The sequence below is a fragment of the Massilia sp. Bi118 genome (genome assembly GCF_918697865.1).
Lineage (GTDB): Bacteria > Pseudomonadota > Gammaproteobacteria > Burkholderiales > Burkholderiaceae_D > Telluria.
On record NZ_CAKKMV010000013.1, the window covers coordinates 1 to 13,049 of the forward strand.

The 13,049-nt window shown below is 66.7% G+C and carries 12 protein-coding genes; 8 read left to right on the forward strand and 4 right to left on the reverse strand.

What is annotated here, in order from left to right:
• The coding region (locus LQV39_RS18755; protein ID WP_230027665.1) for a hypothetical protein at positions 1–265 on the reverse strand (265 nt) is incomplete at its 3' end.
• 56 nt (positions 266–321) lie between these two features.
• Here LQV39_RS18755 and LQV39_RS18760 point away from each other — a divergent pair.
• From LQV39_RS18760 to LQV39_RS18775, 4 genes are all read left to right on the forward strand, one after another.
• A complete protein-coding gene (locus LQV39_RS18760) occupies positions 322–1,161 on the forward strand; it encodes a M15 family metallopeptidase (RefSeq protein WP_230027666.1) in 840 nt (279 codons plus the stop codon).
• A gap of 101 nt (positions 1,162–1,262) precedes the next feature.
• A complete protein-coding gene (gene tssM / locus LQV39_RS18765; RefSeq protein ID WP_230027667.1) occupies positions 1,263–4,994 on the forward strand; it encodes a type VI secretion system membrane subunit TssM in 3,732 nt (1,243 codons plus the stop codon).
• A complete protein-coding gene (gene tagF, locus LQV39_RS18770; RefSeq protein ID WP_230027668.1) occupies positions 4,991–5,956 on the forward strand; it encodes a type VI secretion system-associated protein TagF in 966 nt (321 codons plus the stop codon). The genes tssM and tagF overlap by 4 nt, the downstream gene beginning before the upstream one ends.
• Positions 5,953–6,735, forward strand: a complete 783-nt coding sequence (locus LQV39_RS18775; protein ID WP_374199443.1) for an OmpA family protein — start codon at positions 5,953–5,955, stop codon at positions 6,733–6,735. The genes tagF and LQV39_RS18775 overlap by 4 nt, the downstream gene beginning before the upstream one ends.
• 167 nt (positions 6,736–6,902) lie before the next feature.
• Here LQV39_RS18775 and icmH read toward each other — a convergent pair whose 3' ends face one another.
• Genes icmH through tssJ form a run of 3 tightly spaced genes read right to left on the reverse strand, consistent with a single transcriptional unit; the run spans position 6,903 to position 9,695 of the window.
• Complete coding sequence (gene icmH / locus LQV39_RS18780; RefSeq protein ID WP_230027669.1) at positions 6,903–7,673, reverse strand: type IVB secretion system protein IcmH/DotU; 771 nt, start codon at positions 7,671–7,673, stop codon at positions 6,903–6,905.
• Positions 7,670–9,016, reverse strand: a complete 1,347-nt coding sequence (gene tssK, locus LQV39_RS18785; protein ID WP_230027670.1) for a type VI secretion system baseplate subunit TssK — start codon at positions 9,014–9,016, stop codon at positions 7,670–7,672. Before tssK ends, icmH begins: the two co-directional genes overlap by 4 nt.
• Before the next feature lie 55 nt (positions 9,017–9,071).
• Entirely contained in the window at positions 9,072–9,695 is a 624-nt protein-coding gene (tssJ, locus tag LQV39_RS18790) for a type VI secretion system lipoprotein TssJ (RefSeq protein WP_307727858.1), read from the reverse strand.
• A 150-nt stretch (positions 9,696–9,845) separates the two neighbouring features.
• On the opposite strand from tssJ, the gene LQV39_RS18795 reads away from it, so the two are divergent.
• The 4 genes from LQV39_RS18795 to LQV39_RS18810 are packed head-to-tail and all read left to right on the forward strand — an operon-like array spanning position 9,846 to position 12,975.
• Positions 9,846–10,430 (forward strand): M48 family metallopeptidase, encoded by a 585-nt coding sequence (locus tag LQV39_RS18795; RefSeq protein WP_230027672.1) that lies wholly within the window; start codon positions 9,846–9,848, stop codon positions 10,428–10,430.
• Positions 10,431–10,456: 26 nt separating this feature from the next.
• On the forward strand, positions 10,457–10,960 hold the full coding sequence (gene tssB / locus LQV39_RS18800) for a type VI secretion system contractile sheath small subunit (RefSeq protein ID WP_230027673.1): 504 nt from the start codon (positions 10,457–10,459) through the stop codon (positions 10,958–10,960).
• Complete coding sequence (gene tssC, locus LQV39_RS18805) at positions 10,960–12,453, forward strand: type VI secretion system contractile sheath large subunit (RefSeq protein WP_230027674.1); 1,494 nt, start codon at positions 10,960–10,962, stop codon at positions 12,451–12,453. Before tssB ends, tssC begins: the two co-directional genes overlap by 1 nt.
• A gap of 30 nt (positions 12,454–12,483) precedes the next feature.
• Positions 12,484–12,975, forward strand: coding sequence for a type VI secretion system tube protein Hcp (locus tag LQV39_RS18810; protein ID WP_230027675.1), 492 nt, complete (start codon positions 12,484–12,486; stop codon positions 12,973–12,975).
• The last annotated feature ends 74 nt before the right edge of the window (positions 12,976–13,049 follow it).

Here is a 13,049-nt window from a genome sequence, read left to right on the forward strand (position 1 = left end):
GCGCGGTATCGCTTGCAGGCGTCGCACCGTTGTCGAGCACCAGCCAGGCCAGCGAGCCCACCAGCCCGGCGACCAGCAGGCCGGCGGTCCCGTACCAGGCCATGGCCGGCAAGCCGCCCCGTCCGCGCAGCAGCCGCCGCAGGCGCCCGCCCGATTCATGGCGGTCGAGCATGGCGAGGATATTCGTCTCGTTCGCCGTCCGGCGCGTCGAGGACATCAGGTTCGGACGCCGCGATCCGGATTGATCTTCATCTGTAGGGCGCACTGTGGTCCTCCTAAGATTGGACACCAATGCCAATTAGAAACAAACCGGAGAAGCGGATGCTGATCTTCCTCGCCCTTTTGTACTTTTGTCTTGCCTGCAGCCTCATCTGGCTAGCCTGCTTTCCCGGCGGACGGGCCTCGGTCCTGCATTTCCTGGGTGGGCTGCAGCGGCGTTTCCATACGCGGGCCGGCGGCTGGCGGGCGTCGGGCGGTTCGGCCCTGCGCGATGCCGGCCCGGCGCTGCGCTGGCGCTGGCGGGATGCACGCGGGTGGATCCGGAGCCACCGCCCCTTCGTCGCCGTCGGCCTGCCGCTGGTGCTGATCCCGCCCCTGGTCGCGCTGCTGTTGCGCCGTCCCGACATGCTGCCCGGCTACGAGCCCAGCGACACGGTGGTCGACGCCCAGGTCGCGGCCCTGCTGAAGGGCGAGCAGCTGGTGCCGCCGGCCTCGCTGCCGCCGGTCGCCTTCACCACGCGCGAGGTCGAACTGGTGCGGCCGATGCTGGTCGACGCCAGCCGCAACTGGGGCCTGCTGCATCCGGATTTCAGCCAGCGCCTGCTGCTGGCCTTCCGCATCATGAAGGAAAAATATGGCTACGAGATGGCGCTGCTGGAGGGTTACCGCAGCCCGGCGCGGCAGGATTTATTGGCAAAAATGGGATCGGCGGTGACGAACGCCAAGGCCTTCCAGAGCTGGCACCAGTACGGGCTGGCGGCCGACTGCGCGTTCTGGCGCGACGGCAAGCTGGTGATTTCCGAAAAAGACCCATGGGCGATGCGCGGCTACCAGCTCTACGGCGAGGTCGCGGAATCGCTGGGCCTGACCTGGGGCGGGCGCTGGACCATGATGGACCTCGGCCATACCGAACTGCGCCTGCGTGGAGTGATGCGGCGCTGAGGCTTCGCGGTCTGAGCAATTGTTTGAACTCAAGATTCAGCTGGGAAATGGTGCCAACATTGCCTGTGGCTTTCCATTCACCTCTCTGAACCGAACCCACTATGGCCCGACTCTGGCAGTTTCTCACCAACCGCCGCGTAATGGCCGTGATCGGCATCGCGGCGCTCGCAGGGCTCCTGTTTCTCGGCGCCGAATCGCTCGAAGTGGCGGCCATCTGGGCCGTGCTGGCCGGCCTGATCCTGCTGGCCGCCTGGGGCGCCTGGTGGCTGGCGCGCAGCTGGTGGCGCAAGCGCGCCGCCGCCCGCCTGAGCGAGGCCATCGTCGCCCAGGCCGACAATCCGAAGCGCGACGATGCGCCAGTGCTGCGCAAGGGCATGCTGGAGGCGATCAACACCATCAAGACCTCCAAGCTGGGGCTGACGCGCGGCGCCCAGGCCCTGTACGAACTGCCCTGGTACATGATCATCGGGAACCCGGCGGCGGGCAAGAGCAGCGCTATCAAGCACTCGGGGCTGACCTTCCCGATCCCCGGCAGCAAGGCGGTGCAGGGCGTGGGCGGGACCCGCAACTGCGACTGGTTCTTCACCACCGACGGCATCCTGCTCGACACCGCCGGCCGCTATTCGGTGTATGAAGCCGACCGCGCCGAGTGGTTCAGCTTCCTCGACCTGCTGCGCCGCCACCGCCGGCGCGCGCCGATCAACGGCATCATCATCGCGGTGAGCGTGGCCGAGCTGGCGGGCGGATCGCCGGAAGCCTCGATCGAGCTGGCGAAAAGCCTGCGCACGCGGGTGCAGGAACTGACCGAGCGCCTGGGCGTGCACGCGCCGGTCTACGTGGTGTTCACCAAGGCCGACCTGATCGCCGGCTTTTCCGACTTCTTCCACGACAGCGACCGCGCCGAGCGCGAGCGCGTCTGGGGCGCGACCCAGCGCTACAACCGCCGCAGCACGCCGCAGGATGTGCTGGCCTTTTTCGATGTCCACTTCGACGAGCTGTACGACGGCCTGAAAGAGATGAGCCTGGCCAACATGGCCGGCAACCGCAGCGCGGCGATGCGCCCCGGCGTTTTCACCTTCCCGCTCGAATTCGCATCCCTCAAGCCGCAGCTGCGCGCCTTCCTGGCCACCCTGTTCGAGGAGAACACCTGGCAGTTCAAGCCGGTCCTGCGCGGCTTCTACTTCACCAGCGCGCTGCAAGAAGGCTTCGTCGAGAACCTCTCCTCGCGCCGCGTCGCCAGCCGCTTCGACCTCCAGCTCAAGGCCGGCGAGCAGAAGGGCGAGCAGCATGAAGAGCAGTCCGGCTTCTTCCTGCTCGATCTGTTCCGCAAGGTGATCTTCGCGGACAAGGAGCTGGTCAAGCGCTACACCAGCCCGGCCGCCACGCGCCTGAAGTACGCGGCCTTCTTCGCCGCCACCGTGCTGCTCGGCTGCGCGCTGGGCGGCTGGAGCTGGTCCTATATGGGCAACCGCCAGCTGGTCGCCAACGTCCAGGCGGACCTCGACAAGGTCATGAAGATGCAGGCCCGGACCGGCGGCCTGCAGTCGCGCCTCGAAGCGTTGGACATCCTGCAGGACCGCATCGAGCAACTGGAAAAATACCGCGACGAGCGGCCCTGGACGCTGTCCTTCGGCCTGTACCAGGGCGAGGCGCTGGAACGCAAGCTGCGCGACGAATACTTCGCCGGCGTGCGCGAGGTGATGGTGCAGCCGGTAGCCGGCGCGCTGGAAGCGCTGCTGGCGGAAATGAACGCCAACGCCTCGCAGCTGGATCCGAACGCGCAGGCCGCGCCCAGCGCCAAGCCGGGCCAGCCCTACCAGGACGTCTCGGCTACCAATGTCGGCGACGCCTACAACGCCCTGAAGACCTACCTGATGCTGGCCGATAAAAGCCATGCCGAGTCCGGCCACCTGAACGACCAGCTGACCCGCTACTGGCGCGTGTGGCTGCAGGCGAACCGCGCGGGCATGCCAAAGGAGCAGATGATCCGCAGCGCGGAGCGCCTGATGACGTTCCACTTATCACATATTGCGGATCCGGCCTGGCCGCAGATCACGCCCAAACTCAGCCTGCTCGACACCGCGCGCGAAAACCTGCGCCGCGTGGTGCGCGGCACGCCGGCGCGCGAACGCGTCTACGCCGACATCCGCACCCGCGCCGGCACCCGCTTCCCGGCGGTGACGGTGGCGCGCATCGTCGGCGAGCAGGACCAGGGGCTGGTGGTCGGCAGCCACGCGGTGCCCGGCGCCTTTACCCGCGACGCCTGGGAGAAGTTCGTGCTGGGCGCGATCCGCGAAGCCTCGAACCGCGAGCTGCAAAGCACCGACTGGGTGCTCAAGACCGTGGCCAAGGACGACCTGACCCTGGAAGGCAGCCCGGAGCAGATCCAGAAAACCCTGATCGACCTGTATAAAGCCGACTATGCGAAGGAGTGGACCAGGTTCGTGCAGGGCGTGACGATCGCCGACCTGAATGGCTTCGAGGCCAGCGTGCAGGCCATGAACCGGCTGGGCGACCCACAGACTTCGCCGCTGGCCAAGGTGCTGAAGACCGTCTACGACGAGACTTCCTGGGACGATCCCGGCCAGGCGCGCGTCAACCAGGCGAAGCTGAAGCGCGGCGTGATGGCCTGGTTCCGCGAAGTCGTGCTGCGTCAGGCGCCGAGCGATGCGCGCCAACTAGCGGACGCTGTCGGGCCGCTGCCGGCCGTCGTTCCTGGCGCGGCTGCTGCGGGCCCGGTGGGCCGGGAGTTCGCCGGCGTCGCGCGTCTGGTCGGCATCAAGGAAAAGGACGCATCGCTGATGACCGGCTACCTCGACGCGCTGTCCAAGCTGCGCTCGCGCCTGAACCAGCTGAAGAACCAGGGCGATCCCGGTCCCGGCGCCAAGCAGTTGATGCAGCAGACGCTGGAAGGCAACGGCTCCGAACTGGCCGACGCCCTGAAGTATGTCGACGAGCAGATGCTGACCGGGATGACGGACGCCCAGAAGCAGATGCTGCGTCCGCTGCTGGTGCGGCCGCTGGTGCAGACCTTCGCCATGATCGTGCTGCCATCCGAGTCTGAGATCAACAAGACCTGGCAGGCGCAGGTGGTCGAACCCTTCCAGAAGAACCTGGCCGGCAAATCCCCGTTTGCGCCCGGTGCGCAGCTGCAGGCGGGGGCGGCAGAGATCGGCCAGGTGTTCGGGCCCGACGGCGCGGTGGCCAAGTTCGTGTCCACGACCATGGGCCCGCTGGTGGTGCGGCGCGGCGACGTGCTGTCCAGCCGGACCTGGGCCGACATCGGCGTGACCCTCGCGCCCCAAGTGGTGAGCGGCTTCCCTGGGTGGATTGCGCCGCTGTCGGCGAATGGCGTGGCCTCAGGCGGCGGCCCGCAGACCGTGTTCCAGCTGCTGCCGATGACGGCGCCGGGCGTGACCGAATATACGATCGAGATCGACGGACAGCAGCTGCGTTACCGGAATACGCCGCCGGCCTGGGTGAATATGGTGCATCCGGGGCCGCAGGGGACTGCCAGCGGGGCAAAGGTTAGTGCGGTGACCTTCGATGGGCGGACCGTGGAGCTGTTCAATGAGCCGGGGGAATATGGTTTAACGAAGCTATTCCAAACCGCCGTGCAGAAGAAACTGGAGGGCGGCCTGTACGAGCTGCGCTGGAGCAGCGGCAACGTAACGGTGGCGGTGACGCTTAAAAAGGTCAGTAGCGCCAGTACAGGTGCCGACGGTCAGGCCAGCCGCGGCTTCAGCGGCCTGCGCCTGCCCGACAGCGTGGTAGGCCGGGGCGCAGCCGGCGCCGGCGTCAACAGCCCGCAACTGGCGGGAGCGGCCCAATGACGCGCGCCGCCGCCTCGCCCCGGATCGGCTGCTTCGGCAAGATCCCGGCGCGCAGCGACTTCGTCAAGGTCGCCGACGACCAGACCGTGCTCGGCATGCTGGACGACTGGCTGGCCCAGGTCATGACCCGCCTGCCCAACGACGCGCGCTGGAAGCTGTACTACGACGCCTCGCCACCGGTCAGCTTCGCCTTCGTCGGGCCGAGCCGCCGCCATGCCATCGCCGGCCATCTGGTGGCCAGCCACGACCAGTCCGGGCGCCGCTTTCCCTTCCTGATGATGCGCACCGTCGACGTTCCCGATCCGGCGGCCTTCGTGTCGCGCTGCCCGCTGGCCTTCGGGCCGCTGTGGGATTATCTGGAAACGATGGCGCCGCAGGTGCTCGGGGCCGACGAACCCGGGCCGCACCTGCATGCGATCGCCGATGCGGCGGTCGTCCTCGGCGAGTACGAGGCTCCGCTCGACGACTTCCTGGCCGCGGCCACGGTCAGTTCGCTGTCCGACGCTCTGGACCTGGAGGCGAACCGGCTGATCCTCGGCCTCGGGCTGCTACTGCAGCCCGTCATGCACAGCCGTCCGGCGGCGCTGCACAAAAGCCTGGTGCTGCCGCTGCCGCTGGATTCGTCGCTGCGCTGCCAGGTGGCGGCCTTCTGGCTGGAGCTGGTCACGCCCTTCATCCGCCGCACCGCGTTCGACCTGGTGCTGTTTTTGACCACGGTCGCCGAGCGGCCGGCGCTGGTGATCGGCTTCGGCGGCGCCGCAGCCGAGACCCTGCACGGCATCGTCGATCCACTGGCCGGCCGCGAGCAGCAGGTGCAGCTGAGCGACAACGGCTGGATCGACGAACAGCTGGGCATCGACATCGACGTGCGCGCGCTGGCCAGCTATCTCGAGCAGCCGATGCTGCCGCTGCGCCTGGCCCGCGAACTGTTCCTCAAGACTTTCATCGGAGCCGACACGTGAAGCGTCTTTCGACATCCTTGCTTGCCGCCGCTTTCTTTGCGCCGGCGCCGGTACTGGCCGACAACCCGGCGACCGCCACGCCGGCTGCTGCGCCGATCGTGGTCTCCGGCACCGTCCCCGACGACGCCAGCAAGGCGGCGCTGCTGGCGCGCCTGCGCACCGTCTACGGCTTTGATCGCGTGGTCGACCAGCTGGCAGTGGGCCGGGTGGCGGCACCGCCGAACTGGAACGAGCACGTCGCCCGCCTGATCGGCCCGAACCTGAAACTGGTCACGCGCGGCCAGCTGCAAATCGACGGCACCAGCGTCAGCCTGCGCGGCGACGTCGCCAGCGAAGCGCAGAAGCAGCAGATCGCCGGTGAGCTGGCGATGAACCTGGACACCAGCTACACCGTCAACAACGGCCTGCGGGTGGCGGTGTCCGAGCAGGGCATGCTGGATGCGGCGCTGGCTAACCGCATCATCGAATTCGAGTCGGGCAAGGCCACGCTGGCCGATTCCGGCAAGGCCATCCTCGACCAGATGAGCAATGTCCTGCTGCGCCTGAAGGACAAGAGGGTGGAGGTGATCGGCCACACCGACAACGCCGGCTCGCGCGCCGGCAACCTCTCGCTCAGCCAGGCCCGCGCGGAGGCGGTGAAGGACTATGTGGTGGGGCGCGGCGTGAAGGCTGAGATGGTCGCGGTCTCCGGCGAAGGCCCCGACCGGCCGGTGGCCGACAACCGCACACCGGAAGGCCGCGCCCGCAACCGGCGCATCGAGTTCAAAGTCGTCCAATAAGCTAATTCGGGGTCAGTAATTCGGGGTCAGAGCACTTTTTTGGGAAATGACCCTTCCGCAAGATTTTGGCGCTTTGCCCGGGGCTTCCTAGCTGGCTGGCGTCGAATCTGCTATCAGATCAATTGTTCAAAAAAGTGCTCTGACCCCGAATTTCCTGACCCCGAATTTCAGGGCAGGGTGATCGTCACGTTGGCCGACCGCGGCGGCAGCTTCACCAGGTCGTTGTAGCCGGCCAGCGCCTGGCCGGTCTCGTGGGCCAGGGCCGTGCGGAAGCCCAGGTAGCCGCCGAGGGCCGCCACCGCGAACACCATCGACAGGGCCCACAGCGACAAGTCACTCCCTAACTTGTGCACGATCTGGTCGGGGCGCCCGGCGTGCGGGGCGAAGCCGCGGTTCTTGCCGCGCATGCGGGCGATCTCGTCGCCGAGGCGGGCGGTCAGGTAGGCCAGCTTGTCCTTGCCGTCCAGCGCGAAGCGCCCTTCGAAGCCGAGCAGCAGGCAGACGTGGAAGACCTCCAGCGCCTGCAGGTGCACGGCGCCCTTGGCGCGCAGGTCTTCGAGGCGCTGGAAGAAGTGCTCGCCGGCGAGCTGGTCGCCGAACAGGCGCAGCTGCAGCGGGCGGGTCTCCCAGGCTTCGCGGATCTCGTAGTCGGAGCGCAGGATGATCTCGTCCACTGCGGCGCAGAAGGCATACTTGGCGGCGGTGACGTCGTCGGCCGGCACGCCCAGCGCCTTGGCGTTGCGGTCGACGTCGCCGAGGAAGCGCGTCATGTGGTCGGCGAAGGCGGTCTTGTCCTGCGGGCCGTTGCCGTTCTTCAGCAGGAACAGGGCGTAGAAGCCCTCGTACATGATGTCGACCAGTGAGGTCGGCGTACTGCCGGAAGCGTTGCGGCTGCCCGACTGCAAAGGCGCGGCGCGCCGTTCGACGTGTTGGCTCATGCTGCGATTCCGATGAGTTCGAGTTTGAGGTCGCGGATCCCGTTCGGCACGTAGATCGAGATCGCCTGGGCTTTCAGCATGCTTTCGTACAGCACGCCGCGGTTTTCCAGCACAAAGTAATAGGTGTCGGGCCGCACCGGCACCGCGCTCGGCACCTGCGGCGCATGCACCAGGCGCACGCCGGGCATGGCCGACAGCACCAGCTTGTCGACGTCTTCCGGCGCGCCGATCTTGAAGCGCAGCGGCACGATTTCGACCAGCTGCAGGGCCGGCATGTCGGCCGCTACGCCCAGGTAGAGCGTGGTCTGGCCGTTGATCTTGCCCGAGTCCAGCGCGCCCAGGTGGTAGGACGGCCGCTCGTTGCTCAGCGCGATCGCGAAGTACTTCGACGAGATCACGGTATCGAGCAGCTCGCGCAGGATGGCGTCCAGGCGCGTGAAGGCCGGCCCCGGATCCTGGTGCACATAGGCCGGCAGGTCCTCCAGCTTGCTGCTGCGCGAGAAGGTCATCAAGCCGCCCGCAAGGCCCAGCAGCTCCTGGAACAGGCGCTCGGGATGCAGCTCGCGGTGCGCCAGGAAGTGGGTCAGCGCCGCATAGCCGCTGCTGACCGTGTGCAGCAGCCAGAAGGAGGCGACGTCGCCGCCGCGCAGCTCGACCACGTTCTTGCTCGGCTCGCGGTAATGGCCGTACAGCGCGTGCACCTTGGCCAGCAGCTTTTCCATCAGGCGCGTCAGCATGCCGTGCAGGCCGGGCGCGCCTTCGACCGAGAGGCTGGGCGGGACGAAGGCGTGGTCCACCTCGAAGCCGCCGGTCGGCAGGCGGCGCAGGCGCACCAGCGGGATGGTCTCGTAGGGTTCGAGCGGCTCCAGCTCCGACACCAGGCGCAGGCTGCGGTTCAGGTAGGCGACCGGCGCGCTGGCGGCGTCGGTGTAGAGGTCGAAGGTGTCGTGGTCAATCTGGCCGAAGCGGGTGTCCAGGCGCGATTCGCCGCGCGCCGCGCAGTTCTCGCCATGGTCCTTGAGCGCGGGCAGGGCGGCGTGGAAGGTCAGCGACTGCACCGTCGAGGCCAGTTCGCCGAGGCGCACCTGGGGCGGCAGGGCGTCGCGCTCGGGCGCGTGCAGGATTTCGCCGTCGGCGAAGATCAGCGACAGGCCGGTGATGCGCAAAGTGTCGGCCTTGAGCGCATCGAGGTCGATCTCGAGCTTGCGCACGCCCCAGCAGTAGGGGTGGAGGGCGGCGGCGGTGTCGTTCAGGCGCGCTTCGTGGTAGCGGTCCTGCTGCTGGAAATGCTGGGGGCGCAGGAACAGGCCCTCGCCCCACAAGACCTTGGCTGGTGGTTTCACGCATGCCTCCTGCGAAGTGTCATAAATCTCTAGCTTGGAGGAAACCGCACGGCCTTCATTGACATCGGACAAGCGCCAGGGGCTTGGCGGCGGCAGGCCCGGCGCCAGCGTTGCTGCCACTGCTCATGGCGCAGGCGTGCAGGCCGATCGTCACGCCGGTCTTTTCCGCCTCGGGAGCGGCAAAGGCCAGGCGCCAGCCCTGCGCGGGTGGTGAGTAAAACAGCGCGACCACACCGATAAAGCCGGCCTCGCGCGCCAGCTTTTCGTTGAGCTCCAGCTGCTGGCCGGGCACCAGGGTCAGCTCACGCACTTCGAGCAGGTCGGCGCCCAGCGCCTCGCGCTCGGTCTGCGGCGACAGGAAGGCGGCATACGGCGCCTGCTCGAAGGCGGTGCGCTGGCGCAGCTTGTAGACCCGCACCAGCAGGGCCAGCGGCTGGCCGCGCGCATCGACGTTCAGGCGCTTGGACGCATGCAGGCGCATCGTCACGCTGCGCGGACCCTGCTGGGCTTCCGGCAGCGGCGGCGGCTTGCGCAGGCCGGCCGCCTCCAGCAGGCCGGCGGGCGAGGGCCCGGCGCCACTTGCGCAACTAACCAACAGCAGAGACGAGAGCAAACAAGAGTAAATGCGAGTAGAAGCCATGGCCGTGATTGCCTTGAGTAAATGGATCAACAGCGACATTTAATGCCATCGCCATCCGCACACGCTGAGCCCGCGCAACGACCGTTTCGACAGAGCTCAATTGCCGGGAAAACCTAAGTTGACCCGACGCAATTCCCACCAGAAATCGTGCGCCAATAATGGCGCTTGATTTCAACTAGGGAGAGCCAGATGAAGTTCCACCGCCTGATGCCGAGTCTAGTCTGCGTTGCGATCCTGTCGGCCTGCGCCGGCACCGGCGGCCAGGTAGCCGCCACCGCCAAGCCGGCGCCCACCATGGCCGCCGCCATGGCCGAAGTCGATGCCGCCGTGCTGGCCGGCCAGACCGACAAGGCCTACACCCTCTTGAGGAGCGCCGGCGCCACCTTCCCGGTCGACAAGACGCCCTGGGTCAGGATGGCCCAGATGCGCTTCGACAGCACCGATTACGGCGAAGCCATCGTCAGCGCCCTCGAAGCGCTGGAGCGCGACCCGGACGATACCCTGGCCAACAGCATCGTGGCCGTCAGCGGCCTGCGCGTGACCAGCAAGGCGCTGGCCGACCTGAGCCAGAAGAACAACTTGAGCGGCAACGTGCGCACCGAGGCCGTGGAGCTGGCCAAGCTGCTGCGCACCAGCCTGAACGAAGAGGTGCTGGTGTCGAACGGTGGACGCCCGCCGGTGGTGCGGCCCAGGGACACGGGCGGGAAAAAGGCAATCTCGAATTCTTCGACCGCACGTCCGGCGAGCAACGACCCCTTCGGCGCGCTCAAGTAAATCCTTCCACCCAGCCTGGAGCCGACATGCCCAAGAACGAAAGCGTGCAGAAACGCCTGCAGAAAGTGCGCGCCCCGCGCGTGCAGATGACCTACGACGTCGAGATCGGCGACGCCATCGAAAACAAGGAGCTGCCCTTCGTGCTCGGCGTGCTGGGGGATTTCGGCAGCGATCCGGACGCCGCCAGGAAGCGCCTGAAGGACCGCAACTTCGTCAACGTCGACGCCGATAACTTCGACGAAGTGCTGAACGCGGTCGCCCCGGTCGCCAACTTCCGCGTCGAGAACCACCTCTCGGGCGAAGGCGGCGAATTCGCAGTTAGCCTGCAGTTCCGCGAGATGGCCGACTTCCGGCCGGAGTCGGTGGTGCAGCAGGTGGCGCCTTTGAGGGGCCTGCTGGATGCGCGCAGCAAGCTGGCCGACCTGCGCAACAAGCTGGCCGGGAACGACAAGCTCGAAGACATCCTCAACGACGTGCTGACCAACACCGAAAAGCTGGACAGCCTGCGCAAGGCGAAGGAGGACAAATAATGGCGGCGATCCTCGATGCGGCAGTAAGTCCCGACCTTGGCGCGCTCGAACTGGACACCAGCCTGCTCGACCAGATCGTCGAGCAGAGCAGGGTGGCGAAGTCCAGCAGCGAGCACGAACGCGCGCGCGACATCATCTCCGAACTGGTGACCCAGGTGATGGAAGGCACCATGGTCATCTCCAGCAACCTGTCGGCGACCATCGATGCGCGCCTGGCGGAGCTGGACCGCATGATCTCGAGCCAGCTGTCGAGCATCATGCACGCGCCCGAATTCCAGAAGCTCGAGCGCAGCTGGACCGGCCTGAATTACCTGGTGCGGAACACCTCGACCTCGACCAACCTCCAGATCCGCATGCTCAACGCCACCAAGCGCGAGCTGGTGAAGGACTTCCAGTCGGCGCTGGAGTTCGACCAGAGCAGCCTGTTCAAGAAGATCTACGAAGAGGAATTCGGCACCTTCGGCGGCGCGCCCTACGGCGCCCTGATCGGCGATTTCGAGATCAGCCGCCAGCCCGAGGACATCTACTTCCTGGAGCAGATGTCGCACGTGGCCGCGGCCAGCCACGCGCCCTTCATCACCTCGAGCGCACCGGAACTGTTCGGCATCGAGAGCTTCGGCGACCTGGGCAAGCCGCGCGACCTGGCCAAGGTCTTCGACACCGTCGAATACGCGAAGTGGAAGGCCTTCCGCGAGTCCGAGGATGCGCGCTACGTCGGCCTGACCCTGCCGCGCTTCCTGGGACGCCTGCCTTACAACCCGATGGACGGCATGGCCACCGAAGGCTTCAACTTCGTCGAGGACGTCGACGGCAGCGACCACCAGAAATACCTGTGGTGTAACGCCGCCTACGCCTTCGCCTCGAAGCTGACCAAGGCCTTCGAGGACTACGGCTGGTGCGCGGCGATCCGCGGCGTCGAAGGCGGCGGCCTGGTCGAGAACCTGCCGACCCACACCTTCAAGACCGACGAGGGCGAGGTGGCGCTGAAGTGCCCGACCGAACTGGCGATCACCGACCGCCGCGAGAAGGAGCTGTCGGACCTCGGCTTCATCTCCCTGGTTCACTGCAAGAACACCTCGTATGCGGCCTTCTTCGGCGCGCAGTCGGCGCAGAAGGCGCGCAAGTACGCCAACGATGCCGCCAACGCCAACGCACTGCTGTCCTCGCAGCTGCAGTACATCTTCGCGGTCTCGCGCATCGCCCACTACATGAAGGCCATGATGCGGGACAAGATCGGCAGCTTCGCCGCCGCCTCGAACGTCGAGGATTACCTGAACCGCTGGCTGACCCAGTACGTGCTGCTGGACGATAACGCCAGCCAGGAGCAGAAAGCCCAGTTCCCGCTGCGCGAAGCCAGCGTGCAGGTGGCCGAGGTGCCGGGCCGTCCGGGCGTCTACCGTGCGGTGTCCTTCCTGCGCCCGCACTTCCAGCTCGACGAGCTGTCCGTATCGCTCCGACTGGTCGCGGAGTTGCCGCAATCGACCAAAGGCTGATTTTTTCACCAACCAAGACTGGAGTATCAAATGGCGATAGACGTGTACCTGCAAATCGACGGCATCAAGGGCGAATCGGCGGACGACAAGCACAAGGACTGGATCGAGTGCAAATCGGTGGACTGGGGCGTGATCCAGCCGAAATCGGCGACTTCCTCGACCGGCGGCGGCCACACTGCCGAGCGCTGCGAGCACAAGGAGATCGAGCTGCTCAAGCTGGCCGACCTGGCTTCGCCGGTGCTGCTGCAGACCTGCTCGTCCGGCAAGACCATCCCCAAAGCGAAGTTCGAGTTCATGCGCGCAGACGGCCAGGGCGAGCGCATCAAGTATTTCGAGATCGAACTCGAGAACGTGCTGATCGGCTCGATCACGCCGGCCGTGAAGGAGGGCGACTTCATGCATGAGAAGGTCGGCCTGAAGTTCTCGAAGGTGAAGTGGAAGTACACCCAGCAGAAGATCGGCGGCGGCTCCGGTGGCAATACCTCGGGCGGCTGGGACCTGTCTTCGAACAAGGTGGCCTGAGGCGCCTCGATTCAACCGTGTTCCCCTGCGCTTGTTGCCAGCGCGCTTGCCGCGGCCCAGTGCCGCGGTCTTTT

Excerpts from the sequence above, each read along its gene's own strand:
- icmH (WP_230027669.1), bottom strand. The coding sequence starts at position 7,673 with ATGAGCCAACACGTCGAACGGCGCGCCGCGCCTTTGCAGTCGGGCAGC.
- tssM (WP_230027667.1), top strand. The coding sequence starts at position 1,263 with ATGGCCCGACTCTGGCAGTTTCTCACCAACCGCCGCGTAATGGCCGTG.
- tagF (WP_230027668.1), top strand. The coding sequence starts at position 4,991 with ATGACGCGCGCCGCCGCCTCGCCCCGGATCGGCTGCTTCGGCAAGATC.
- LQV39_RS18760 (WP_230027666.1), top strand. The coding sequence starts at position 322 with ATGCTGATCTTCCTCGCCCTTTTGTACTTTTGTCTTGCCTGCAGCCTC.
- tssJ (WP_307727858.1), bottom strand. The coding sequence starts at position 9,695 with ATGTCGCTGTTGATCCATTTACTCAAGGCAATCACGGCCATGGCTTCT.
- tssC (WP_230027674.1), top strand. The coding sequence starts at position 10,960 with ATGGCGGCGATCCTCGATGCGGCAGTAAGTCCCGACCTTGGCGCGCTC.
- tssB (WP_230027673.1), top strand. The coding sequence starts at position 10,457 with ATGCCCAAGAACGAAAGCGTGCAGAAACGCCTGCAGAAAGTGCGCGCC.
- LQV39_RS18810 (WP_230027675.1), top strand. The coding sequence starts at position 12,484 with ATGGCGATAGACGTGTACCTGCAAATCGACGGCATCAAGGGCGAATCG.
- LQV39_RS18795 (WP_230027672.1), top strand. The coding sequence starts at position 9,846 with ATGAAGTTCCACCGCCTGATGCCGAGTCTAGTCTGCGTTGCGATCCTG.